The sequence below is a fragment of the Psychrobacter sp. LFX-11D genome (genome assembly GCF_904846475.1).
Taxonomy (GTDB): Bacteria; Pseudomonadota; Gammaproteobacteria; order Pseudomonadales; family Moraxellaceae; genus Psychrobacter; species Psychrobacter cryohalolentis.
This window is the reverse complement of sequence record NZ_CAJHAV010000006.1, coordinates 37,857-63,330: the sequence shown is the minus strand read 5'-3', so window position 1 is coordinate 63,330 and position 25,474 is coordinate 37,857. Positions and strand designations below refer to the sequence as shown.

Here is a 25,474-nt window from a genome sequence, read left to right as displayed (position 1 = left end):
GAGGCAGCCATAACGGCACTCATCTTCTTAAACGTTAGCGCTGATAAAAAAGACCTTTACTGTAAAAGGCCTTCTTATTAAAACTGTCTTATATGATTGATGATTCAACCGCTTATACCGTAGAACTATAACTCCGCATCGGCTCCGCTCTGAGTGGTGCACCATTAGCGACATAATAATCTACCGTCGAGCGTGGCAGCTGCACACCGCGCATTTTATCGACGATTTTTTCTGCTAACATAATAGTCGTCGCGTTGAGATTGCCACTGATGATATTTGGCATAATCGATGCATCAACGACACGCAGTCCATCGACACCATGTACCAGCCCTTCACCGTTGACGACCGAATCATTGTCTTCGCCCATCGCACAGGTACAAGATGGATGATAAGCCGTCTCGCTGTGATTACGGACGTACTCGTCCAACTGGGCGTCCGTCACTAAATCATCCGTTGGTGCAATCGAGCGACCACGATAAGGGTCAAGCGCTGGCTGATGCATAATCTCACGAGTGATGCGCATGGCAGCACGGAACTCTTGCCAATCTTGATCATGAGACATATAGTTAAACAAGATACTTGGATGCGCACTTGGGTCTTTTGAGGTCAGCTTGACACGACCGCGACTTGGCGAGCGTAATGAGCCCACGTGTGCTTGGAAACTATGTGATTTAACCGCACTACGACCATCGTAGCGTACTGCTAATGGCAAGAAATGGTACTGAATATTAGGATGGGTAAATTTCTCATCGGTACGAATAAATCCGCCACCTTCGAACTGGTTTGATGCGCCCAGCCCAGTACCATTGAATAACCACTCAGCACCGATGGCGGGCTTGTTCCACCATTTATTGGCAGGTGCAATCGACACTGGCAGCTTACATTCATACTGCATATACAGCTCTAAATGATCTTGCAGGTTATTACCGACGCCTGGCAAATCTATAATCTCATTAACACCTAGATCTTTTAACCATTGACCAGGGCCAATACCAGAGCGCTGCAATAATTGCGGTGAAGCAATTGCACCAGAGGAAACAATCACTTCACGCGAGGCATGAAAGTTCTTAGTTCGACCTTGATGCTCGACTTTGACACCGATGGCACGCTTACCATCAAATAAGATTACATCAGTCAGTGCACCCGTCAAAATCGTAATATTGCTGCGCGGCTTAGCACGGTCCAAATAGCCACGGGACGTTGAAGCACGGCGACCATTAGGCGTCACGAAGCGATCCATTGGCCCAAAGCCTTCTTGCTGATAGCCATTTAAATCGTCAGTACTTGGATAGCCAGCTTGCACACCTGCTTCAATCATCGCTTGAAACAATGGATTGACGCCAGGTTTTGAAGTAGTCATCTCAACAGGACCACCCACACCATGATAGTCATTCTCGCCCGCATCGCGGTTTTCTAACTTTCTAAAATACGGCAGGCAGTCCAAATACGTCCAATCTTCTAAGCCTTTAATCTTAGACCAATCATCAAAATCTAGTGCATTGCCACGGATATAACACATACCGTTAATCAATGATGAGCCGCCAAGTCCTTTACCGCGACCGCAGTCCATCACACGGTTGTTCATATTCGGTTCAGGATCGGTTTTATAACCCCAGTTGTAGGTCGTTCCTTGCAACGGCATGGCGAGCGCTGCTGGCATCTGCGTACGAAAATCTAAGCGGTGGTCTGGACGACCCGCTTCTAGTAGCAGCACCTTAATGTTGGCATCTTCGGTCAAACGGGTGGCCAGCACATTGCCTGCTGATCCTGCACCAACGATAATGTAGTCATACTCAGGTGTGGTTGATGTCATAAAACGCTCCATAATATTGAAAAATAAATCATTTACTATCAGTAAAGTCGAACAAAGAACAAATTAGCTCTACTACTGAACCACTTTACTGATTAAGAATTTTCTCAATACAAATGATTAAAATACAGACTCAAACGCGCCCAATTCTACTTGGATAGATTTGGTCTGCGTATAGTGTTCAAGGGCTTCAATGCCGTTTTCGCGGCCAATACCCGAATGCTTATAACCACCAACTGGCATCTGCGCTGCGGACTCACCCCATGTATTTAACCAGCAGATACCCGCTTCAATTTGAGCGATAACTCGATGTGCTCGGGTCAAGTCAGCAGTCACGACACCAGCTGCCAATCCATATTCGGTATCATTGGCACGGCGAATAACTTCTTCTTCTGTCTCATAAGTCAATATCGACATCACTGGGCCAAATATTTCCTCACGTACGATAGTCATCTCATCGGTGCAATCAGTGAATACCGTCGGTGCGACGAATGCGCCATTTGCCAATTCGCCTGTCGTCACACGGTCACCACCTGTTAGCAAGCGTGCGCCACTGGCTTTACCTTGCTCGATATAACCAAGTACTCTTTCCATATGAGGAAAGCTTACTAACGGGCCCATGTTGATGTTTTCATCCATTGGATCGCCGAGCTTAATACGCTCAACACGCGTTAAGATAGCCTGCTCGAACTTAGCTTGCATGGCTTTAGGAATGAACACGCGCGTACCATTGGTACATACCTGACCACTGCTATAGAAGTTCGCCATCATCGCGATGTCCGCAGCTGTATCGATGTCCGCATCATCAAAGATAATTAGTGGTGACTTACCACCCAGCTCTAATGTCACATCTTTAAGAGACGATGATGCCGCACTCGACATGACTTTTTTACCCGTCGGTACACCACCGGTAAACGATACTTTGGCGATATCAGGATGCTGAGTTAATGCCTCACCTACTTTATAATTGCCTTGCACGACGTTAAATACACCATCTGGCAATCCTGCTTCTGTCAAAATTTCTGCCAGTTTCAACGCAGTCAACGGTGTCACTTCTGATGGCTTAAAGATCATCGCATTACCAGCGGCTAGTGCCGGTGCTGCTTTCCACATCGCGATTTGAATCGGATAGTTCCATGCACCAATACCAGCAACCACGCCAAGTGGCTCGCGGCGAGTATAGACAAAGCTGGTATCACGTAACGGAATCTGACGACCTTCAATCATCGGTGCCAGACCCGCATAATATTCAACGACATCCGCACCAGTGACGATATCGACATACTTAGTTTCAGAGTAAGCTTTACCTGTGTCTTTCGTTTCGAGTAATGCCAGTACATCGTTGCGGTCACGCAATATCTCAACGGCCTTTGATAGGATTCGACCACGCTCAACCGCAGTCATCGCCGCCCACACTTTTTGACCTTTTTGTGCCGCTTTAACAGCCTCATCAATTTGCTCATTGGTCGTTTGCTGAATCGTCGCCAGCACTTCACCCGTCGCTGGATTGATATCTTCAAAAGTCGTCAGCGTTTCATCTACCGCCAAATAACGACCGTTAATATAGGCAGTTTGTATTTGTTCTAAATCAATGATGTCTGTTAAGTTATTTAGCACTGTTTTTGAATCTGTCATGTGTTCTTTCTCCTTACAACGACTGGCAAAAGCTTTATAAAAAAGTTAATACCAAATAATCTCGTCATGGGTTAAGTATTTAAAATAAATTTATATCGTCTATTTCTATAAGCTGTTCGTTCAATGCTTCTATAATAAAAAACGCTTCTTCGATAAATCAGTTGAGAGCGGCGCTTTATTCTTGCGCAGCTTGCGTCATATTTATCAAGCGCTTATGGATGGATGTTTTATCTGAGATATTAATCCCTGAAAAATCAGAGAGCCAAATACCATCAGCGACCAAACGCACCATACATAGTGTTTCGGTATTATCAGTTGCTTCATGTTTCTTTAATTGTGCATTTGCCCACTCTGCCCATAAGTCACGTAGCTCACTATCACCTAGCATCAATGCATATAATGTCGCTTGGCTATTGAACTCATGCTGCCCTTTTTCGCCCAAGCTAATCGTGGCATTGATATAAGCACGGGTAAAAGAGCCAAAACGCACAGGGTCTTTTGCCATAGCCGCGTCAACTTCCACCTCAAACTTTTTCATGGCGTCATGAAATACTTCCATGACCAAGGCGTTTTTGGTGGTGAAATGATGCATCACGCCGCCTTTGGTTACTCCGACTGCATCAGCAACCGCTTGGAAGGTCACCTTGGCCAAACCTTGCTCTAAAGTAATGCGTGCTGCTTGGTCAAGTAATGCCCGACGTACTACTTCTGGTTGTTTTTTGCGCTTATGCGCGTTTTCAGCTTCCATTTTTATCTCCAGATACACGATTAATGCCCGACAGAATTAGATAGTAAATTCATCACAACGACACCGCCCACAATCATCGCAATACCAACTACCGCTGCTGTATCCAGTGTTTGCTTAAAAAACACCAAGCCTACCAATGAGGTCAATACAATCCCAAGTCCAGCCCACAACGCATAAGCGATACCAAGCGGTATGGTCTTGATAGTCTGTGTCAATAAGTAAAACGAGATGGCGTAGAGCATACCCATAATCACTGTCGGCACCAAACGCGTAAACTGCTCTGACTTAGCTAAAAAGGTGGTGCCAATGACTTCACAAATGATAGCAATGGCAAGGTAACCGTAAGCAATAGTGGTAGGACTCATAATTAGGATACCTGTCTCAAATTGAGCACATATTAATAATGTATATACATTAAAGAAACCACACGGTCGGTATTTTATAGAAATAATCTAGCAATGTGAAGGGTTAATATGTATTTTGTTTATTTTAGATGAGATAAGGCTAGATGGAATTATAGGGGCAAGGCGGAATGATAAGGCGGAATGATAATGTGGCTTTACTTGACGCACCGCACTTTGCATTAAGCTCGAACCTTTCCTTACTATAAAGAGCGAAACGACCGTATAGAAAGGAAAGAGCTGATCCAAAAACGACTGTTTAGAGGCGGTTCTTTATATTGGTATAAGCAGGATTAATTAAGTCAAGATTGACTCAGGAAGGTTTAGCGTCCCTATGCTAGCGGCATCAATCGCCCCAGCAAGGTAACCTGGGAATTGTGTTGACCATTCGCTGCCAATACCCGTCAGACAATTTTCCCATACGCCAGATGTTGCTTTAGACACAGGTGCTGACGCATGTTGACCATTGCCACTCGCGTCAGTAGCAGTCGCTGTAAACGGTTCTTGCGCCCAGTCTTTGAGATATTCTCTTTTAGGATTCTCTGCCTCTACACCAAACAGTCTTACCAACTGTGCACGGCAATGGATTTTTAATTGGGCTTCAGAAATATTTTGACGTATTTCTGCAGGTACACCTATAAAACCAAACAGCGCACCACTACCGTCTGTCACCGAAGCATCATGAATCTCAACCATAGGACCTTGGGCGCTTCTCGCCGCTCCAGAAAGACCCTGTTTTTGCCAAAAAGGCGTGTCATAAACCGCCACATATTTGGCGTGTGGCGCCATCCAAGTGGCTGTCTGCTGCCACTGCACAGCTAGATTGGAAGGTAAAGCAGGTTGAAACGTAATGCTTTCTTGTACCAAACGTGGCGGTAGCGCTAACAGCACATGTTGTGCCTGCCAAGTCATTACTTGCTCAGATATATCTTTACTAGTAAGTTCAATATATTGACCAGCATGATTAAGTTGATATACGATTTGGCCAGTCAAAATACGTGAGGCATCAAGATGAAGATACAGAGCCTCTATCAATGCTGCCATACCGCCTTTAAGTCGCATGGATGGTGGCTCGCTTTTATAGCCGTGGGTACGAATAGCAGGCATATCAGGCGTGCGCTCGACCATCATATCGCCGTCTTCAAACTGCGTTACGGTCTCTAATTGCAGTTCTGCAATAAGATGCGCCAACTGCTGCTGATAGTCTGGCCAAAACCAAGAAGGCCCCAAATCAAAGCTATCTATATTTTTATTATCTCTCGAAAATTTCGCAGTAACGATACGACCACCTAGCGTCGGACGCGCCTCTAACAGCACATAATCGATGCCTTTTTTCTCCAATAAATAAGCCGCATACACGCCGCTTAGACCGCCGCCAATAATCGCTACCGATGCTTTTTTCATGTTATTTTTCTCAACAGTACTTATAAACTCAGTGAACATCGATTCCGATGATTTGTGATAAATGTCCAGTTTTTAGATAAACCGTGGCGCCATTCTCTCCTGCTGTTACTTGCGATATCGCATCGACAGGCAGACGTATCCAACCACCGCGCTGATAACTCTGTCCCGCTTCTATCAAAGTACCCTCTAGCACCAATAGCTCAGCACCTCCTACGATGGTATCTGCAAACAATGCCTCACCTGCATTGATACGTTGCAAGCTCACCTGCTCCTTTGCATCCGAGTATAACTGGCAAACCTCACGGCCGCCTTGTTCTTGCCAGTTGTCAGCATCGTTGGTATCGATAGCGACATGACGGGTCTCGTCGACTGTCATCTGCCAAAGTTTGACAAAAATAACAGCCCCCTCATGACTATAAGGCTGATGCCCTGAAGTCGGTGGATTGCGTAGATACCAACCAGCAGGATAATCACTATTATCCGCAGAAAAAGTGCCTGACAATACCAGAATCTCTTCGCCACCTGGGTGCAGATGATGCGGAAAATTTGACTCAGGGGCATAGCGTACGATACTGGTAGCACGTGCTTTTTCGGCGCCAACTCGGTCAAGCATCACGCGCTCGACGCCGTTTTGTGGTGATTGGACCCACTGATAGTGTTCAGGTGCTAAGGCAGCACGGCATGAAAATTCTGCATTGATGAGCATAATATAACTTCTAAATAAGTATGATATTGTTTGGAATTATCCTCTGATTTATCCATTTTGACAAACCAGATAAACCTATTGTCGAAGTCAGTATTTATCATTAAAAGGCTAAGCATTAATGACATTAGCAAAAAACCCCTTTAACTAAAGCCATTGACTTGCTATCTTGCTTAGCTTTTCTATGAACATCTCACTTCCTGCCCCGTTTTTACGCTAATTTTTTAGCATTCTTTCTGACCGTTGGATCATATGAAACATAACCTTGAGGTGAGCTCAGAAGCTCGCCGCACTCAGTATTTCCAAGTATTTTTGATGGGGGTTAGCGCCTTTATCATGAATACCACCGAATTTGTCCCTGTTGCCCTATTAAGCGACATCGCCCAAGATTTCTCTATAACCACGGCAGAAACGGGCTGGATGTTGACCCTGTATGCGTGGATTGTCGCGGCCATGTCATTGCCATTGATGCTGCTGACCAGTCGCTTTGAGCGCAAGCGTTTGCTGTTGGCGTTATTTGCGGTATTTATTGCCAGTCATGTGTTGTCAGTATTTGCTTGGAGCTTTGAAGTGCTGCTCATCAGCCGAGTTGGCATTGCGCTCACGCATGCGATATTTTGGTCCATCACCGCAGCGATTGCGATACGTGTGGCACCAGAGGGCAAAAAGGCGCTGGCGCTTAGTGTGCTTGCGACTGGTACGTCATTAGCGATGGTCTTGGGTGTGCCTTTAGGACGCGTGGTCGGTCAATGGTTTGGCTGGCGCGCGACTTTTGGTGGTATTGGCGGGCTTGCCCTTATCGTATTTATTCTGCAAATGAGACTGTTGCCCACGCTGCCTAGTATGTTTGAAGGGTCTTTTAGAAAGATTCCAGAGTTGCTCAAAAACCCTTTATTGGTCAGCCTATATGTACTTATTTTGCTTGTCTTTACCGCACACTATACCGCCTACTCTTATATCGAACCTTTTATGCGGCAGGTTGGGGCAATCAGTGAAAACGCTGCGACTATTGTGCTGCTATTGTTCGGTGTCGCAGGGATTGCGGGTAGTGTAATTTTCAGTCGTTGGGGTGATAAATTCAATACCAGATTAATGCTGATATCGACGATACTGATACTATTGTCTATGCTCATGCTGTTATTTGCGGTAACCTCAATATGGGCGCTCAGCTTGATTGCCCTACTCTGGGGCGCGGCGCTCATGCTGCTTATCATCTCCATGCAAGCCAAGGTCATCATGGTCGATGTCAATGCACAAGACATGCTGATGTCGATGTTTTCAGGGATTATCAATTTAGGCATTGGGACGGGTGCACTGTTCGGAGGCTATGCAGTAACGCATATTTCACTATCGAGCGTGGGCTATGTAGGGGCGGCTATCGCGGTTATGGCATTGCTACTGATGCTATTTATGATAAAGCGCTTTCCTGAGTTAAGCAGAAGACTGGGCTAATTGGGCTATGCTTAAATGCTAACTAAGCACAAAAAAATGCCAGCCACTTAAATGGGCTGGCATTTTGGTTAATTGTGAAAATCCACCTTAAAATCAGTCTATCTAAAAATCCACCTTACCGCGTAATACTTTTGTTTTACCGCGCTGAGTTTTTTGATCGACACGTTTACGCTTAGCATTTCTGCTCGGTTTGGTCGGCCTGCGTGTTTTATTGACGTAAGTAGCTTTGTTGATAAAGCTTTGTAAGCGTTCAAACGCATCAATTTTATTGCGTTCTTGGGTACGAAATTGCTGCGCCTTAATAATGAGCACGCCTTCTTTGGTAATTCGGCTGTCTTTACTATCAAGTAGTCGCTGCTTATTTACATCACTCAAGCTTGAGGCATGGATATCAAAACGCAAATGAATCGCAGAAGATACTTTATTGACATTTTGTCCGCCTGCGCCTTGCGCACGTATCGCGCTAATCTCTACGTCACTGTCATTTAGACTAATGGTATTGCTGATAAAAATCATAGGATGCTTTTATAAATAATTGATAGTTATGATTAATGATAAACCATTATCAGCTACCTCGCCACTTGCCAGCTCACCCACTTCAAAAATCCGTATGTCTTAAAAGCAGTTTTTCAAGACTTACAAGCTGCAATTCAGAGATGAAACCTTATAAATGTTATTGTTTGGCATTGCTATGTCTGTCATCTGTCTGTAAAGCGTAAACCTATCTAAGGATTCGATATTGACATGCTAGGATGGTTTTAGATTGCCAAGATGTTGCTTGAGCCAAGACGTTGTTTAATTAGCTAATTATTTAGCAAGCAGTTTCTTAGCCAAAACTTTACCCGTCTTCTTCACAATAAAGCTAAAAATACGATTTGATAGGAATAACTGTTTTATGACCACTAAAAATAAAAAAGTAAAACCCACTGCAAAAGTTGATGACAATGCCACTAAAAATATCGCTTGCGACCCAGCTCACAGCATCCAAGTCAGAGGCGCAAGAGTTCACAATCTAAAAAACGTCGATGTTGATTTGCCGCGTAATGCCCTTGTGGTATTCACGGGTATATCAGGCTCAGGCAAATCTTCGTTAGCATTTGGTACTCTTTTTGCTGAGTCACAACATCGCTATCTTGACTCAGTATCGCCTTATGCCAGACGCTTAATCGATCAAGTGGATCAGCCTGACGTCGATTCGATAGAAGGCTTACCGCCCGCCGTTGCCCTGCAACAACAGCGAGGTACGCCGTCTGTACGCTCATCGGTCGGTAGCGTGACGACGATTTCAAATGGTTTACGCATGCTGTACTCGCGAGCGGGGGAATACCCCGCTGGTCAAGGCATACTCTACGCTGACGCGTTCTCTCCAAATACGCCAGATGGCGCTTGCCCTACTTGCTCCGGTATTGGCCGCGTGTTTGAGGTAACAGAAGAATTGCTAGTTCCTGACAATACCAAAACCATTCGCGAACGCGCCATTGCCGCTTGGCCGCCTGCATGGCAAGGGCAAAACCTAAGCCGTATCCTGACCTCACTGGGCTACGATATCGATAAGCCGTGGAATACCCTGCCCCAAAAAACCCGCGATTGGATTCTCTTTACCGACGACACCCCAGAAGTCCCTGTCTATCCAGAGTACAACATTGAACAAGTACGCGACGCTATTAAAAAAGGCGAAAAGCCCAATTATAAAGGGACATTTACCAGTGCAAAGAATTTCGTTTTGCACTCTTTTGCTAGCACGCAAAGTCCGCGTACCAAAAAGCGCGTTTCCCAGTTCATGCAAATCTCTGAATGTCCAGAATGCCATGGCAAAAAACTCAAAAAAGAATCGCTATTGGTGAAATTCGCGGGTCTTGATATTGGTGAATTATCGCAATTAACCTTGACTGAAATGGCGCTCAAACTCCAGGATGCTGCCAAGACTAAACCGACTGACAACATGCCAAACCGAGAAAAGGCCATTGTTGCTCAACGTATTGCCAGTGACATTCTGTCTCGAGTTGAGGCTTTGACCACGCTAGGCTTAGGGTATCTTTCGCTTGAACGCACTACACCTACTTTGTCTCCGGGTGAGCTACAACGCATAAGACTCGCTACCCAAATTCGCTCTAAACTGTTTGGTGTGGTCTATGTGCTTGACGAGCCGTCTGCTGGATTACATCCTGCCGATACTCAATCGCTACTGGGCGCATTAGATGAGCTGACAGCGGCTGGTAACTCGTTATTTATTGTTGAGCATGATGTCAGCGTGATTCGGCACGCCGATTGGATTGTCGATGTGGGGCCAAAGGCTGGAACCCATGGCGGCGAAGTTATTTACAGTGGCCCTGTAGCAGGCTTGCGGGAAGTTGCGCAATCACGCACAGGACAGTATCTTTTTGAGACTGAAGGGGCGGTTGAGCATACCCCAAGAAAAGCAAAAGCCTCGCTACAGCTGGTCAATATCGAACGCAACAACTTACAAGGGCTAGATGTAGCGTTTCCATTGGGGGTAATGACAACGGTGACGGGCGTATCAGGTTCGGGCAAATCAAGCCTAGTCAGTCAAGCGCTGGTCGATCTCATTTATAGCGAATTAGGGCAGAAGACAATCATCGAAGCACCGACTGGCGAAGCTGATTTACTAGAGCAAGAGCTAGAAACTCAGACCAGCGGTAAGATTGCTAGTGGTATGGGGCACGTGAGTCGATTGGTGACCGTCGATCAAAAAGCCATCGGTCGTACGCCGCGCTCAAACCTTGCCACTTATACCGGACTGTTCGATCATGTGCGCAAATTATTTGCCGCAACGCCAGAAGCCAAGGCACGACGTTACGATGCCGGTCGCTTCTCCTTTAACGTTAAGAAAGGCCGCTGTCCAAATTGCGAAGGTGTTGGTTTTGTGAGTGTTGAACTGCTATTCCTGCCGAGCGTTTACTCGCCGTGCCAAGTGTGTCATGGGCAACGCTACAATGATGAAACCCTTGAGATCACTTATCGAGGCAAAAATATCGCTGAAATCCTCGATCTCACTGTCGAATCTGCTTATGATTTTTTTGTAGAAGAAGCACCCATCCTACGAGCATTAGACGCGTTGCTAAAAGTCGGGCTTGGCTACTTACGCCTTGGTCAGCCCGCAACCGAGCTTTCGGGTGGCGAAGCACAACGTATTAAGCTTGCCACCGAACTGCAACGAACACAACGAGGAGACACGCTTTATATCCTTGATGAACCTACAACTGGCCTGCATCCTTCGGATGTGTCGCTATTAATGGCACAATTGAACGGACTCGTTGACGCTGGTAACACTGTGATTATGGTTGAGCATGACATGCAAGTCGCTAGTAACAGTGATTGGATTATCGATATTGGGCCGGGCGCTGGTGATGAGGGCGGTCTTATTGTGGCAGAAGGCACACCAGCAGAGGTTGCGAAATCAAAAGCCAGTCGTACCGCGCCTTTTTTGCTGTTTTAGTTTGCTAGGGCGTATTCTATTAAAAACCTTTTATAAACTCAGCAACTGACGGCAGCGCTCAATCACGGGCGCGTCGACCATTTGACCTGCTATTTTAAGTACCGCTTGCCCGCTCCGCTCGTATTCTTCTATCACACGTCTTGCAAACTCAATATCGGCGTCAGTCGGTTGCAGAGATTGCTTAACAGTTGCTACTTGCTTTGGATGGATACAAAGCATTCCGGACATGCCCATTTGTGACCATAATTGCACTCGCTGCCCAAGCCCCTTACCATCGTTAAAATCGGTATAAACCGTATCAATAGGCGCTAATAATTGATGTACTTTTGATGTGATTAAAAGCTGATAACGAATTTGATTGGCAATAACATCTGCTGCCGCTGTACCTACGTGCACCTGTAAATCATTGCATAAATCTAAAAATCCATAGCTAAATGCAAGCAGTCCAGCAGATTTTGCCATACTATCGATTTGATATAAACCAAGCGCTGTCTCTATTAATGCAATGACGGACAGTCCAGTCATGTTATGAGCGTTTTCAATATCTGATGCTTGCTCAGCTTTGGCTAGTAACACGCCAGCCAGCTTGGGCATTTGCTGACATAACACCACGTCTTTGAAAAACTCCTCGCTACCTGCTTTATTGATGCGTACCCAAATCGGCTGATAATCCTGACTATTATAATAGACTTGTAAATCTTTGCGAGCTTGCACCTTGTCCGTTGTAGCAACCGCATCTTCTAAATCCACAATCACTGCATCTGTCCCACTGGCAAAGGCTTTTTTCACTCTATCTATGCGAGTGGCTGGAACGAATAGCCATGTTCTGATATTGGAAAAATTTTTAACAATAGATGCTTGCATGCTTTACTCCTTCCTTAAACACTATTACTTCAAACACTATTATTTCAAACAATGGTACTTAAAATATTATTACTTACTATAACCAAATAAAAAACCGTATGCCATTTATCAGCATACGGTTTTAGAAATGACTCTACTTTTAGAGGGCGAACGGCTAACTAAGCCAACATCCCACCATCGACAACGATCGTTGCGCCCGTCGTATAACTTGAGGCGTCAGACACTAGGTACAATACCGTGCCAGCCATCTCGTCAGGATTAGCCACGCGTCCGAGTGGAATAGCCTGTAATGCCATCTTTAAGACTTTATCATTGGTGGTCAATGCTGAGGCAAATTTGGTATCGGTCAGACCAGGCAATAACGCATTGACACGAATGCTTAATGGGCCACATTCTTTAGCAAAAGCTTTGGTCATGCTAATCACAGCAGCTTTGGTGATTGAATAGATGCCTTGCTTGTCACCTGCGACTAAGCCATTGACCGAAGCGGTATTTAAGATAACCCCGCCGCCCTGCTCGCGCATCATCTTACCAGCAGCTGTCGACATAAAGAAATAACCACGAATATTGACTTCGACAGTTTTATCAAAAGCGGCTAAGTCCGTATCTAAGATATGACCATAATAAGGGTTGGCAGCGGCATTATTGACTAAAATATCGATTTGACCAAACTCACTTTTGATATGCTCAAAAATAGCGTCAATCTGCGCCATCTCGCCCACGTGACAAGCAAAGGCGCTAGCTTTATGACCATCAGCGACGATGCTATCAGCGACTGCTTGGCAAGCATCAATTTTACGACTAGAGACGATAACATGCGCGCCTCTTGATGCCAATAGACGGGCGATAGATTCGCCAATACCGCGACTAGCACCGGTAACCAAAGCAATCTTGCCTGTTAAATCAAATAAATCTTTCATTATGATTCCTTATATTTTTAAATATATTATTTATACATTTTAAATGTATAGCAGAGCTGGAAGAAATTTTTGCAGCCTCTGGAGTGCAACGCACACAGCAAGCAAGAAAATTTTTACCAGCTCTGAAATACTTAGCTTAGAAATTTCATACCAATCGTTTTAAGAAATTGTATTAAGTCAGCTAAGCCAACATGCCACCATCAAGGGTAAACGCATGACCATTCATAAAGCTGCTTTCATCGCTCGCGAGCCATGCAATCGCGCCGGATACTTCATCAACTGTCCCTAAACGACGTAGCGGGCTGGCATTAATTGTTGCTTTTTGCGCGCGCTCGCCCATCTTCGCCATGGTGTTTTGCACCATAGGGGTGTCAATAAAGCTTGGACATACCGCGTTAAAGCGAATATTGACGCGGGCATATTCATGAGCAGCAGACTTGGTCAGTCCCATCACGCCATGCTTCGCGGCGCTATATGCTGACAGTAATGGTGCAGAACGAAGTCCTGCGATGGATGCCACATTAATCACGTGACCGCCACCATTGGCTGCCATACAAGTAACAGCCGCACGCATGCAATGCCAGACGCCTTTTAGATTAACGGCAATATTACGGTCAAAGTCCTCATCGCTTAGCTCATGCATCGGTGCAGGCTGATGGTCGATGCCCGCATTATTTACCACGACATCAAGACCACCCAACGTTTCCATGGCAAAGGTAAATAATGCGCGCACTTCGTCGCCACTCGTCACATCGACCTTTTTAAAGACGATACTATTGCCCGCATCTTGACCTTGCTTGGCAACGGCTGCGCCCATCTCTTCTGCCATATCACCGATCACGACTTTTGCGCCGCGACTGGCTAACAATAACGCACTTGCCGCACCGATGCCAGACGCACCGCCCGTGATTAAAATACGTTTACCAGAAACGTTACTGGCTACGTCTGATGCAATTCCATTTGTATTCAGTGTCATGATTTATCCCTCTACCTTAAGTACCAGTTTGCCGAAGTTTTCACCTTTAAAAAGCATCATCAGGGTATCTGGGAAAGTCTCGATACCTTCAATGATATGGTCTTTTACTTTCATATCACCTGACTGAATCCAGCCAGCAATCTCTTTCATCGCGATTGGATATTCTTTGATATTATCAAAGACCACGATGCCTTCCATACGGGCACGATTGACCAATAATGACAGATAGTTTGACGGCCCTTTTACCGCTGTGGTGTTGTTATATTGGCTAATCGCACCGCAAATCACGATACGCGCGCGCAGATTAATTTGCGTGAGGACGTCATTTAAGATATCGCCGCCTACGTTGTCAAAGAAGACATCGACACCGTTTGGACAAGCTTGCTTTAAGCCTTTTTTGACATCCTCATTTTTATAATCTACCGCAGCATCAAAACCCAGCTCATCGACTAAAAATTTACATTTCTCAGCACCGCCTGCGATACCAACGACTCGGCAGCCTTTTAGTTTGGCAATCTGTCCAACCAAGCCACCGACCGCACCCGCAGCACCAGAAACAACGACTGTCTCGCCAGCTTTTGGCTCACCTGTTTTCAATAAGCCAAAGTAGCCCGTCATACCTGGCATACCGAGCACGCCTAAGTAATAAGATAAGGGTGCAAGGTTTGGATCGACTTTGTATAACCCAGTACCATCACTGACCGCATACGACTGCACGCCATTATGACCACAGACATAATCGCCGACGGCAAACTTCTCATGCTTACTTTCAATGACTTCGCCCACGGTACCCGCGCGCATGACATCACCAATCTGTACTGGTTCGATATAAGATTTGGCATCGTTTAACCAGCCACGCATCGCTGGATCCATCGAGATATATTCAATTTTTATCAGTAACTGACCGTCTGTGATAGTCGGTAGTTCTGACTCAGTATAATCCCAAGTCTGCGAACTCGGTGCGCCAACAGGTCTTTCTTTTAAGCGCCACTGCTTATTCATTGTTGTCATTATTTATTCCTTTAAAGTTGTATTTATTATTAATATCAAACATGATTCAAAGTCATTTAAAACCATTCTGCTTGCATATTGGTACATACCGCATTGTCGTTATTTAACAGCTCGATATCGCGATTGATTAACGGCAATTCCCAATCGATAAAGTATTTGGCTGCTTGGATTTTACCTTGATAGAAGTTTTGCTTATCAACGTCAGCCGTATCATTTAATAATTGCTCAGCTTTACTGGCTTGGCGAATCCAAATCCAGCTGACTACGATTGAGGCAAAGATATTCATTAGTGCTTGTGCATTACCCGTTAATGTAAGTGCTTTTTCTGTTTGTAAAACCTTGCTTAAATGCACCAACACTTCATGCAGATGACCCATATAAGGCATCAATTTACCGGCGAGTTTGGCAGTCTCGGGCGTGGTGATGCTTTCTAAGTCTTGGGTAATTTCACGTTTTAGAATTTGAATTCCGAGACCCTTGTTTTGCCATAACTTACGGAATGACAAATCTAAGGCTTGCACACCATTTGTGCCTTCATGAATGGGATTGAGACGATTGTCACGCCAAAACTGCTCGGCTTGATACTCACGCGTATAGCCTGCACCGCCCAATACTTGAATGCCTAAATCATTGGCCTTTGGACCATATTCTGATGGCCATGCTTTGAGTACTGGCGTGAGTAAATCCAGCAGTTCTGATAGCTCAGCTTTTAGTGTTGCATCTTCACAAGTATTGATACGGTCAATCAGGTTTGAGCCATATAAACAGAGTGATATGCCGCCCTCGCTGTAGGCTTTTTGCGCAAGCAACATACGTTTGACATCACCATGATTAATAATCGTCGTTGCCGCGTCTTCAGGTTTATTGTTCGGTGCGATTCTGCCCTGCGTTCTGTCTTTGGCATAATCGAGCGAATACTGATAACCGCGATAGCCAATCATCGCTGCGCCAAAGCCAACCGCTATGCGCGCTTCATTCATCATTTTGAACATATAACGCAGACCAAAATGCTCTTCGCCGATAAGATAGCCATAGCACTCGCCTGCATCGCCAAAGCTTAATGCGGTAGAAGTCGCGCCTCTATAACCCAGCTTATGAATGAGACCCGTTAAATGCACGTCATTGCGCTCGCCAACCGATGCATCATCATTCAGACGATACTTCGGCACGGCAAATAAAGAGATACCTTTGACGCCACCAGGACCACCCGGCACTTTGGCTAAGACCAAATGCACGATATTGTCAGACAATTCGTGATCGCCTGCTGAGATATAAATCTTGCTGCCTTTGACGCGATAGCTGCCGTCGTCTTGTTTAACGGCGGTAGTTTTGATATCGGCAAGCGATGAGCCAGCATGTGGCTCAGTTAACGCCATTGTGCCTGTAAATTCACCCGTTAGCATACGCGGCATAAAGGCATTTTTAATCTCATCACTGGCGAAATGTGAAATGACATTAATCGCCGCCGTGGTCAAAAATGGATAAGCCGTCGTTGAAGGATTAGCAGCCATAAAATAGCCTGCCACTGCGGTCATCACGGTTTCGGGTAATTGCATGCCACCATCGTCAAAGCTATAACGACCAGCGATGAAGCCCGACTCACGAAACGCATCAAAGGCCACTTTTACGTCACTTATCATGCTGACTTTTTTGCCATCGAACTGTGGCTCGTTTTTATCTGCCACATGGTTATGGGGCAAGAATAAATTGGTCGCGATTTTATTGGCGGTGTCGATTACCGCATCAAAGGTTTCGCGGCTGTGTTCTGCAAACTTCGGATGCTCGGTTAAATGTTCAGTGCCCAATACATCATATAGTTGGAACGGTAACTCAAAGTCATTGATAAGCGTATCTGCTGCCATAGTATTCTCGTTAACTCATTAAATTTGGTGATTCATTGATATTAATCTAATTTACCGCCTTGCCGTATTGTCATTTATGACATAATTATGGTCAAATAAGACATATCATCTAACCTATAGTGAGTGAATTTCAAATTACGTATCGTGCAGCTGGTGAATATCAGCCATAAATTTGCATACACTTAAAGGAAGCCAAATTTTGCCCTACTTCAAACCGTTTAAAGTGATTATCGTTGGCTTCGATGGCGTACTCGGCAGTGTGCTTGCTGGGGCGCTAGATTTATTTTCATTTACTGGCGTCAGCTGGCAACGATTTTTGGATGAAGAAGTAGAGCCTAGATTTAGTGTGCAGATTGCAAGCTTAGGTGGCGCGGATATCAGATGTAGCAATCGTTTGATTATGCGAGCGCATTGCGATATTCAGGAAGTCACAGAGTGCGACTTACTATTAATTCCAACCATTGGCGATTCAATCGATAAAGTATTGAGCCAAAATAGCGATTTAATTCCACACATCAAGCGACTGGCGAATACCAAAGCGGATATCGCTAGTAATTGTAGCGGGGCTTTCTTTTTGGCAAAAGCAGGCTTGCTCGATGGCAAAGTAGCGACCACCCATTGGGGCTATGCCAGTAAGTTTAAGGCAGATTTTCCATTGGTTGATTTGCAAGAGAATCAATTTGTCACTCAATCAAAGAATCAATCGGGCAATATATTTTGTGCGGCAGGTGGTAGCGCCTTTTATGACTTGGGATTGCTATTAATTGAGCGATATTGCGGGCGTGAGATTTCTACCCAAGTGGCAAAAACCCAGATTATTGATAGTAAAAGAGGCAATCAAAACAGCTATACCAATGTGACATTGCATAAGCCACATTCAGATCAGCTGGTTAAGCAAGTACAAGAGTTTATCGAGGAAAACTTCAAACAGCCTATTCAAGTTAGCGGCTTGGCAGCCATGGTAAATATCACGCCGCGTACCTTAAACAGACGCTTTCAATCCTGCGTGGCGATGCGGCCTATTGAGTATATTCAAGCAGTCAGAATTGAGCAGGCAAAGCGTTTGTTAGAATTGGGAGATGTGACGATAAAATCACTCGCTGAGCAAGTTGGCTACGATGATATTTCCTCATTTACTAGGCTTTTTAAACGCGCTACTGAGCTGACACCAAAAGAGTATCAGGATAAGTTTTCGCGCTTAGCAATCTAACTTCATAGTAGATGTTTTTTGAAAGTAATACATTGCTGCCGTGATAAGCTTTCTGCAGCTTCTGGAGTGACGAAGTCACATAGCAAGCAAAGAAAATTTATCACGGCAAAAATTTTTGTAGAGCTAAATTTTATTGCCATAAGCCTTCGACATGAATGGCATCCGACTTAATAGTGGGATAATCACTAAATACCAATTGATAGCCACCGACTGTATTGGCGCTAAGCTGGCACGTCGCCCCCAGTGGAAAACTGTGTTTTTGCCCAATATGACCAAAGCGCATGCCGCTATAAATCGGCAATCCTGTCAGCTGATGCAATTGACGAATCACGGTGGCAACATCGTAACGCTTGTCATAGCTGTCCTCACCGCTACCCGATAACGCGCCAAACACGATGGCTTGCTGATCTTTAAATACGCCTGCTAAATACAAATCATATAGCATGCGCTCAATACGATAGGCTTGCTCGCCGACATCTTCTAAAAATACGATACCGCCAGCAATTCGTGGCAAATACTCACTGCCTGCCAGCGCCGATACGACACTCAAATTGCCACCCCACATAGCGCCCGTTATCGTTTTTGGCTCAGAACTTGACAGAATACTCGGTAAATTCGGACTGGTTAAAGAGGCGTCTGGTATATTGATAGCCAGATTTAGATTGGTTAATGCTTCCACAAATTGTCGACAGCTGACTTGGTCGGGTTTGGTTTTGCCAAACTCACTATAAAGCATCGGTGCCGCAAGCGAACTCATATCACCCTTTGCCAGCAATGCGCATTGAATAGCGGTCACATCACTAAAGCCTGCGAGTATCGTGCCGCGCTCCTTCATAATACGTCCCAGCGTCGACCAATCCACCATCGGCAATAAACGCACAGCACCATAGCCACCGCGTACCCCAAGTAGCAGTTTCGGTGCTGCGATCGCACCCGTAGCGATGTTTTGCAAATCACTCGCGCGCTGCGAATCCGTACCCGCAAAGCGCAAATACTGGCGCTTAGTAATCGCAGGATTATCCACTTTAAAACCCGCACAAGCCATGCGATCTAACGCCAATTCATTACGCTCGTCACTACCACCGACATTAGAGCTGGCAAAAAGCCGCGTCTCAATATTTGGCGTGATACAACTCGTTTGCGCCTGCAATGTTTCGGGCGCTGCTTGTTGTGCTTGTCCTGATGGCAGATCATCTTTGGTAAGCTGCGTGCTTTTATCTTGCTGAATAGTATTGGCAGCAAGCGCCTGAGTGATGCTTTGAGTTGCCAATAGTCCTGCCCCAGCACTGATTCCCACTTGACGTAAAAACTGGCGACGATTCAGCTCAGAAAATTTCTTGGTCATTATTTTACCTTTTGTACTATTCAGTTAATGCTTGTTTAACAAGGATACTTATTTAGCATTGATGCTTTAAATGCACGCGATTTCATTTAACATGCGCTAAGCCTTTATCTTTGAAACATTGCATTATAACGGAAGTTGAGACGGCAATTTGGTTTAAGATTGTCTAGGGTAGCTCAACCCATTGTTATGCTAGTCAACAAAACAATACAGAATCACCCATCGTCTTATTTGGATGAAATCGCTACTCTTGTTATAGTAAAGAACGATTAATCGCAATAAACCATAAATATTTACTAATACAAAAGGATCATAAGCATGGCTGACAAAGAGAAAGAGAATAAAAGCCTAATGGATAGTATTAGACTCATCTTGGGTAAAGAAGACAAAATAAAAGACCAACTTGAAAATGGTCGCGGTCTTGAACGTTATGCCAAGGATTTACTATTGCTCATGAGCTTGGTAAAAGACTACTACCAAGGTAACTATCGTAATATCCCTTATAAAACTATTTCAGCGGCAGTGGTTGGTCTGCTCTATGTTATAAACCCTATTGATCTTATTCCAGACTTTATCCCCTTTATCGGTCAAATCGATGATGCCTTGGTACTAAAATTCTGTCTTAAGCTCATGGAAAAGGATTTATTGAAATACAAAACTTGGAAGGATAAACAAAGCGCATCTAAAGATAAAGACTCAAAGCCTACTAATAAAAAGCTCAAAGATAAAAGTACGGAAAAAGCAGATAAAGACGAAGAGTCTAAAGCGGAAGACGATAAGGTAGATACTAAAAAGTCGTCATAGCTATTTAGTCATCTATATTAAGTGATATACCTAGCATAACTTAATATAGCATTTGTTATAAAGACACGGTCAATGAGGTACACATTGACCGTGTCTTTATATGAGAGCAACCATATCTTTATGGAGTTTACCTATCTAATAAACCATTAATCCGGCACATCATAACGGGCTTTTTCTGGATTGAGACCGAACGAATAGACAAAGGTCGCAACGAGGCTGTTTATAACGATGAACGGCAAATCAATAGTGGTATGTCCAAGCACGTAGCGACCGATGAGCCATGAGACAATCAGCATAACAATAAAGAACCCGCCCAAATATGCCAAGATAACTGGATGCTTAAGATTGTAAGGCTGCTCAGGTTCAGGTTTTTTGTTTAATACATAGGTTCTTATCGCCCAACCAGCCGCATAAGAAAATCCACCCAACACCACATAACTAAAAAAATTCATATTACCTGACTCTAATGATACGACGGTTTATAACAAAATTGTATTGATAAAAAAGCACTTTTTATCATAAATAACAGATATGTAGTATTGACTGATAATACCTAACTAAATAGTCTCTTTAACATTATCAATGACAATATTGGCATGAGGATTGGCCAAAATATCAGTATTGACGTCATCACATTCGACTCGGTAAATAGTGTTTGCCCCTTTATAGATATAAGACAAGTACTCACTATCAAGTAGCGGATCGATATTGGCATAAACAGGCTTAACATGAGCTAATACCAACACTCTATCCGGACGACCAATCACCGCATCGACATTATCAGGATCAATAGAGAAAAACTGTGGTATATCGCTATTTTCAATTATCTCTAACGGCTCAGCATCATCCCAAACACGTTTGGCACTTGCAGGCTCTTTCATCTGCATGACCCATGCGCCGCCCTGTTGGCTGACTTTTATTTGCGCCGGCTCATCATGACTGACGGTGTAACAGCCCTCAAAGATAGATAAATCTGCTACCTTCTCAACCTTTTTGGTATCCGCTTGAGTATTACTATCATTACAAGCACTCAAAAGCAGCATACTGCTCGCAGCCATCGCAATCATCAAATGGCTGCGGTTTTTAGAAGAAGATTTTGAGGCTAATGACATCATAGGGTAACCCTGAATTCGAGCATTGAAAGCTTTAGTTAAGCAAATTATAGTTAATGTCTGGCTAGACATATCCTTACAACCGCTCTATTTTAACAGAAAACGATAAGCTTACTATTAGGATATCTGTTTTTGGTTTTTTGTGCATGGCAATTGCCCCTATTAACGCTGGATTTGTTATACTCAATTCCAACATAGGTAGCTAAAATAAGCCTCCAATATATCAGTGAAATCGCTTCGCTATATCCTGTATTTATTCTCTATTAGGTCAGTAAATTTTTATGTCAGAAAATCGCAGCGCAGCGCAGCCATTTAACACCAGTAATGCCATAAACCCATTGGCTGCCAAAGCAGATACTACGGTTGCTTACACAGATGGCGCGTGTAAAGGCAATCCTGGTGCTGGTGGCTGGGGCGCTCATCTGATATTTAGCGACGGACGGACGCAGGATTTTTATGGCGGTGATAAAGAAACAACCAATAATCGTATGGAATTGATGGGTGCGATACAAGCATTAACCCATAGCTCGCATGAGCAGAAACTCGAGATTTGGACAGACTCAAGTTATGTCAAAAAAGGCATCACTGAGTGGATTGAAGGTTGGAAAAAAAGAGGCTGGAAAACGGCCAGTAAAAAACCCGTCGCCAATCAAGACCTATGGCAGCGACTCGATGAGCTCTGTCAGAAACGCGATGTTGATTGGCATTGGGTAAAAGGTCATGCTGGTAATGCTGGTAATGAAAAAGCGGATGAGCTTGCAAACCTAGGTGTGACCTCACGTAGTGAAGATTTGATAACAGACGTTCAAGATAGTACTAAAAAAAAAGAGCCAATAATGGCTGATAAAAAGCCATCAAGCAGCGATGATTGGCTAAATTTTGATCCATTAGGTTTTGATATGATGGATGATGAGCTTGATGCCGAACTACTAGAGAATCAAAGTTATAATGACAGTGTAATAAATACTCATGCTTTCGCTGAAGAAAATATTAGTCCGTACAATGCCACCAATTCAATGAGTGCTATAGAAATGCCAGATGCCCAGACGCCTTTGATTGATACAAGCATCAATAACCATGCGTCCAACATGGTTACTAATGTTGAAGCAGATACGCCAAAATTCGATGGTGATACCAGCCGTGCCAATCCGTATTTTATACCGCTGCTACCCAAGCCAATCCATCGTCATGAATCAGATCGTCAGCTCATTATGGATACTGAGACCACCGGTCTTGATCCGCTAAAAGGCGATCGCATTATCGAAGTCGGTATTGTAGAGATGATCGGACGTAAGTTCACCGGCGAAAAGCTCCACGTCTATATCAACCCACAGCGCGGTATGGATGAAGAAGTTATTCGAATTCACGGTATTTCTGAAGCGTTTTTAACGGACAAACCAACCTTTGACCAAGTCGCGCAGTCGCTCTATGACTTTATGGATGGTGCAGAAGTCATCGCTCATAATGCCTCGTTTGATATGAACTTCTTAAATATGGAGTTTGCCAAAGTTGGCATGCATGACTTTGCTGAGCGAGTAAAAGTGACCGACTCACTGGTCATGGCAAAGCAGCAGTATCCTGGACAGAAAAATACTCTTGATGCTCTCGTACGTCGTTTAGACGTGGGCAAGCAAGACCGTACCTTTCACGGGGCATTACTAGATTCAGAGATTTTAGCAGAAGTCTATTTGGCGATGACTGGCGGACAAGTAACGCTAGGCATTGAGGATGACGCGCAAGCGGATGGCGGACACACAGCCCATGCTAGCTTTGCCAATTTAGCGGCTTTATTGCTTGAGTCAAGTACTGATGAGGGCGCCAATCAAAGCTGGTATGCGTCGCTCGCAGAAGATTATCCTGAGCTGAAAGCCAAAATGTAACAGGCATTAAAATCGCTTCTTATATTGGCGATTAGAGAATATAGTCTTGATTATTATAACGATAAAAAGTAAAACCTTATCTAGCGCTATTTTTTAATTTACTCTCTAACTATTTGCTATTTTCGTCAGTATCTTATGGAAAAAATAATTATGAACCACTCTACGCAAATAAAATTGACCGCGCCAACGCTTAGTGTTACTGACTTTAATTTGCCATCGCTGCACTTATTGCACGATGAGGTCAAGGTCATACTTAAAGATACTGAGATTCATTTGGGCGAATTTAATGACGACAATAGCCAAGCGCCCTTATTATTAGACTCTATTATTGTATTAAAACAGCTTTCTTGTATTTTTGAGCTGATATCTTTGGTGGGTGCAGAGGCACTCAATAATGCGATTGTACACGGTTTACAGGAGCTTTATGACAGTGGCGACAATAGTGATATTGACTTAATCATGGATCTGTCCGAAGCGATCATGACGCTTGATCGTTATATTGAATTTGTGCTGCTGACTGAGTCGGTAGAGCCTACTTTATTACTACCTATTATTAATAAGCTGAATGCTCATAGCCAAATAGTGCCTATTGCTGCTGATTATTTTTCTGCTTTTGGTAATAGTAGCGTCATTATTGCCAATCCTGAACAGAATTTTCAGCCGCTAAATGAGCTCAACCTTGATCAAGAGCTACTGACCTATGCTTATCGTAGTGGGCTTGGCGTTACTTTGATCAATCGGGATGGCAACATCAATCAAGATGATCAGCAAAAATTGGATGCTATGTCAGCTGCCTGTGCTTTGATAGCGAAAAATACCAGCAGTCTATTTTGGCAAGCAGCGTCCGCTGCGGTCACTGATATCGCAGCCATCCTGCCGCTTAATATCACTCAAAAGCACACGCTTATTTATGTTGAGCAGCAATTCCAAAGCTATTTGCCTGTCATGGATACGCGTTTTGCTGATTTGGTCAGTTTTGCCGGACAACGTGATACTGAAGCGGCAAAAATACTGCGCGATCAATACGCCGCCAACCGTTTAGAAGATCCACAGCGCCAGCAGATGGAGCGCTTCTTGTTTGGTCCAAACCGTGAGCTGACGGATACTTTGAATATCATTATCCAGACTCAAATCAATACGATTAAAGAAAATGTCGACAGCTATGCCCGTGGCGACTCAATCAATCCAGTCGATATGCAGACCTCGCAAATTATTGAAGAACTCACTACTTTAAGCTCTGCGTTGCATCTTCTTGGTCTATCTAATGCCGCCAATAGCCTGATTAAAGCGTCAGAAGCCGTCAACACATGGCGCTCGCCTACTCCAGAAGATTTTGATCATTTATTATTGGCACTCATGCATGCAGAAAACGCGACCATCGCCATGGCTGAGATGCATACTCCAGGTGCAATTTATCTGCCGTTGAACAATCCTCATATCTCACTACATCAGCTGAATACCGCTTATGATACCTTGATAGAAGAGAGTCGTACGGCAATTGCCAGTGCTGAACAAGCAATCAATGACTACCTTGCGGAGCCTGAGCGCGATATTCTTAATATTCAAAATACCCCTGAAATGCTGCGTCAAGTAAGCGGTGCGGTACGCTTCTTGCAATTGCCAACGCCTGCCAGTATGCTCAGTCAATTGGCAAATTATTTACAGCAACGTATCAATAGTGGTAATCGTATCGATGATGGCACCTTATCTTATATTGCTGATGTTATCATGGCAGTTGACCATCATCTAGACGGTTTCGAGAACAATCGCCCTGTCAGCAAACAAGCATTGGATGTTGGGCAGCATAGCTTAAGCCAATTGCTTGCCGCTTAATCATTTATGTAAATTTTTATACAAAGACAAGCTGATATGAGCTTGTCTTT

The 25,474-nt window shown here is 44.3% G+C and carries 21 protein-coding genes; 6 read left to right on the top strand and 15 right to left on the bottom strand.

Annotation, left to right across the window (positions count from 1 at the left end; translation table 11 throughout):
• Positions 1–112: 112 nt before the first annotated feature.
• The 6 genes from betA to JMX75_RS06110 form a co-directional block, all read right to left on the bottom strand.
• Positions 113–1,813: a choline dehydrogenase gene (gene betA / locus JMX75_RS06135; RefSeq protein ID WP_201531524.1), complete on the bottom strand. Its 1,701-nt coding sequence runs from the start codon at positions 1,811–1,813 to the stop codon at positions 113–115.
• 117 nt (positions 1,814–1,930) lie between these two features.
• The gene (gene betB, locus JMX75_RS06130) at positions 1,931–3,445 is read right to left on the bottom strand and encodes a betaine-aldehyde dehydrogenase (RefSeq protein WP_201531522.1); all 1,515 of its coding nucleotides are present in this window, start codon (positions 3,443–3,445) and stop codon (positions 1,931–1,933) included.
• Positions 3,446–3,620: 175 nt separating this feature from the next.
• Positions 3,621–4,193: a TetR/AcrR family transcriptional regulator gene (locus tag JMX75_RS06125; RefSeq protein ID WP_201531520.1), complete on the bottom strand. Its 573-nt coding sequence runs from the start codon at positions 4,191–4,193 to the stop codon at positions 3,621–3,623.
• Between the two features lie 20 nt (positions 4,194–4,213).
• A complete protein-coding gene (locus JMX75_RS06120; RefSeq protein ID WP_201531518.1) occupies positions 4,214–4,558 on the bottom strand; it encodes a DMT family transporter in 345 nt (114 codons plus the stop codon).
• Positions 4,559–4,891: 333 nt separating this feature from the next.
• Positions 4,892–5,998 (bottom strand): flavin monoamine oxidase family protein, encoded by a 1,107-nt coding sequence (locus JMX75_RS06115; RefSeq protein ID WP_227673002.1) that lies wholly within the window; start codon positions 5,996–5,998, stop codon positions 4,892–4,894.
• A 28-nt stretch (positions 5,999–6,026) separates the two neighbouring features.
• Positions 6,027–6,704 carry a cupin domain-containing protein gene (locus JMX75_RS06110; RefSeq protein ID WP_133105370.1) on the bottom strand — a complete coding sequence of 226 codons (678 nt, stop codon included), beginning with the start codon at positions 6,702–6,704 and terminating at the stop codon, positions 6,027–6,029.
• Positions 6,705–6,953: 249 nt separating this feature from the next.
• Here JMX75_RS06110 and JMX75_RS06105 point away from each other — a divergent pair, with 249 nt between their 5' ends.
• The gene (locus tag JMX75_RS06105) at positions 6,954–8,153 is read left to right on the top strand and encodes a sugar transporter (protein ID WP_133105369.1); all 1,200 of its coding nucleotides are present in this window, start codon (positions 6,954–6,956) and stop codon (positions 8,151–8,153) included.
• Positions 8,154–8,255: 102 nt separating this feature from the next.
• On the opposite strand, the gene arfB is transcribed toward JMX75_RS06105, so the two are convergent.
• Complete coding sequence (gene arfB / locus JMX75_RS06100; RefSeq protein ID WP_189581200.1) at positions 8,256–8,669, bottom strand: alternative ribosome rescue aminoacyl-tRNA hydrolase ArfB; 414 nt, start codon at positions 8,667–8,669, stop codon at positions 8,256–8,258.
• A 379-nt stretch (positions 8,670–9,048) separates the two neighbouring features.
• On the opposite strand from arfB, the gene uvrA reads away from it, so the two are divergent.
• On the top strand, positions 9,049–11,610 hold the full coding sequence (gene uvrA, locus JMX75_RS06095) for an excinuclease ABC subunit UvrA (RefSeq protein WP_201531516.1): 2,562 nt from the start codon (positions 9,049–9,051) through the stop codon (positions 11,608–11,610).
• Positions 11,611–11,640: 30 nt separating this feature from the next.
• Here uvrA and JMX75_RS06090 read toward each other — a convergent pair whose 3' ends face one another.
• From JMX75_RS06090 to JMX75_RS06070, 5 genes are all read right to left on the bottom strand, one after another.
• Positions 11,641–12,474, bottom strand: a complete 834-nt coding sequence (locus tag JMX75_RS06090; RefSeq protein WP_201531514.1) for an HpcH/HpaI aldolase/citrate lyase family protein — start codon at positions 12,472–12,474, stop codon at positions 11,641–11,643.
• A gap of 158 nt (positions 12,475–12,632) precedes the next feature.
• Positions 12,633–13,394, bottom strand: a complete 762-nt coding sequence (locus JMX75_RS06085) for an SDR family oxidoreductase (RefSeq protein WP_201531512.1) — start codon at positions 13,392–13,394, stop codon at positions 12,633–12,635.
• Between the two features lie 181 nt (positions 13,395–13,575).
• On the bottom strand, positions 13,576–14,370 hold the full coding sequence (locus JMX75_RS06080) for an SDR family NAD(P)-dependent oxidoreductase (RefSeq protein ID WP_020443141.1): 795 nt from the start codon (positions 14,368–14,370) through the stop codon (positions 13,576–13,578).
• 3 nt (positions 14,371–14,373) lie between these two features.
• The gene (locus JMX75_RS06075; RefSeq protein ID WP_201531510.1) at positions 14,374–15,381 is read right to left on the bottom strand and encodes an NADP-dependent oxidoreductase; all 1,008 of its coding nucleotides are present in this window, start codon (positions 15,379–15,381) and stop codon (positions 14,374–14,376) included.
• A 56-nt stretch (positions 15,382–15,437) separates the two neighbouring features.
• Entirely contained in the window at positions 15,438–17,243 is a 1,806-nt protein-coding gene (locus tag JMX75_RS06070; protein ID WP_201531508.1) for an acyl-CoA dehydrogenase, read from the bottom strand.
• A gap of 199 nt (positions 17,244–17,442) precedes the next feature.
• Here JMX75_RS06070 and JMX75_RS06065 point away from each other — a divergent pair, with 199 nt between their 5' ends.
• Positions 17,443–18,453: a GlxA family transcriptional regulator gene (locus JMX75_RS06065; RefSeq protein WP_201531506.1), complete on the top strand. Its 1,011-nt coding sequence runs from the start codon at positions 17,443–17,445 to the stop codon at positions 18,451–18,453.
• A 130-nt stretch (positions 18,454–18,583) separates the two neighbouring features.
• Here JMX75_RS06065 and JMX75_RS06060 read toward each other — a convergent pair whose 3' ends face one another.
• Positions 18,584–19,798, bottom strand: coding sequence for an LD-carboxypeptidase (locus JMX75_RS06060; protein ID WP_201531504.1), 1,215 nt, complete (start codon positions 19,796–19,798; stop codon positions 18,584–18,586).
• 315 nt (positions 19,799–20,113) lie between these two features.
• Here JMX75_RS06060 and JMX75_RS06055 point away from each other — a divergent pair, with 315 nt between their 5' ends.
• On the top strand, positions 20,114–20,599 hold the full coding sequence (locus JMX75_RS06055) for a YkvA family protein (protein WP_201531502.1): 486 nt from the start codon (positions 20,114–20,116) through the stop codon (positions 20,597–20,599).
• Between the two features lie 146 nt (positions 20,600–20,745).
• Here the strand turns inward: JMX75_RS06055 and JMX75_RS06050 are convergent, their stop codons facing one another.
• Both JMX75_RS06050 and JMX75_RS06045 read right to left on the bottom strand, forming a co-directional pair.
• Positions 20,746–21,051: a hypothetical protein gene (locus JMX75_RS06050; RefSeq protein ID WP_133105358.1), complete on the bottom strand. Its 306-nt coding sequence runs from the start codon at positions 21,049–21,051 to the stop codon at positions 20,746–20,748.
• 105 nt (positions 21,052–21,156) lie between these two features.
• Positions 21,157–21,714 carry a hypothetical protein gene (locus tag JMX75_RS06045; protein WP_201531501.1) on the bottom strand — a complete coding sequence of 186 codons (558 nt, stop codon included), beginning with the start codon at positions 21,712–21,714 and terminating at the stop codon, positions 21,157–21,159.
• 278 nt (positions 21,715–21,992) lie between these two features.
• On the opposite strand from JMX75_RS06045, the gene dnaQ reads away from it, so the two are divergent.
• Both dnaQ and JMX75_RS06035 read left to right on the top strand, forming a co-directional pair.
• Entirely contained in the window at positions 21,993–23,591 is a 1,599-nt protein-coding gene (dnaQ, locus tag JMX75_RS06040) for a DNA polymerase III subunit epsilon (RefSeq protein ID WP_201531499.1), read from the top strand.
• A gap of 150 nt (positions 23,592–23,741) precedes the next feature.
• Positions 23,742–25,424 carry a hypothetical protein gene (locus tag JMX75_RS06035; protein WP_227673001.1) on the top strand — a complete coding sequence of 561 codons (1,683 nt, stop codon included), beginning with the start codon at positions 23,742–23,744 and terminating at the stop codon, positions 25,422–25,424.
• Positions 25,425–25,474: the final 50 nt, after the last annotated feature.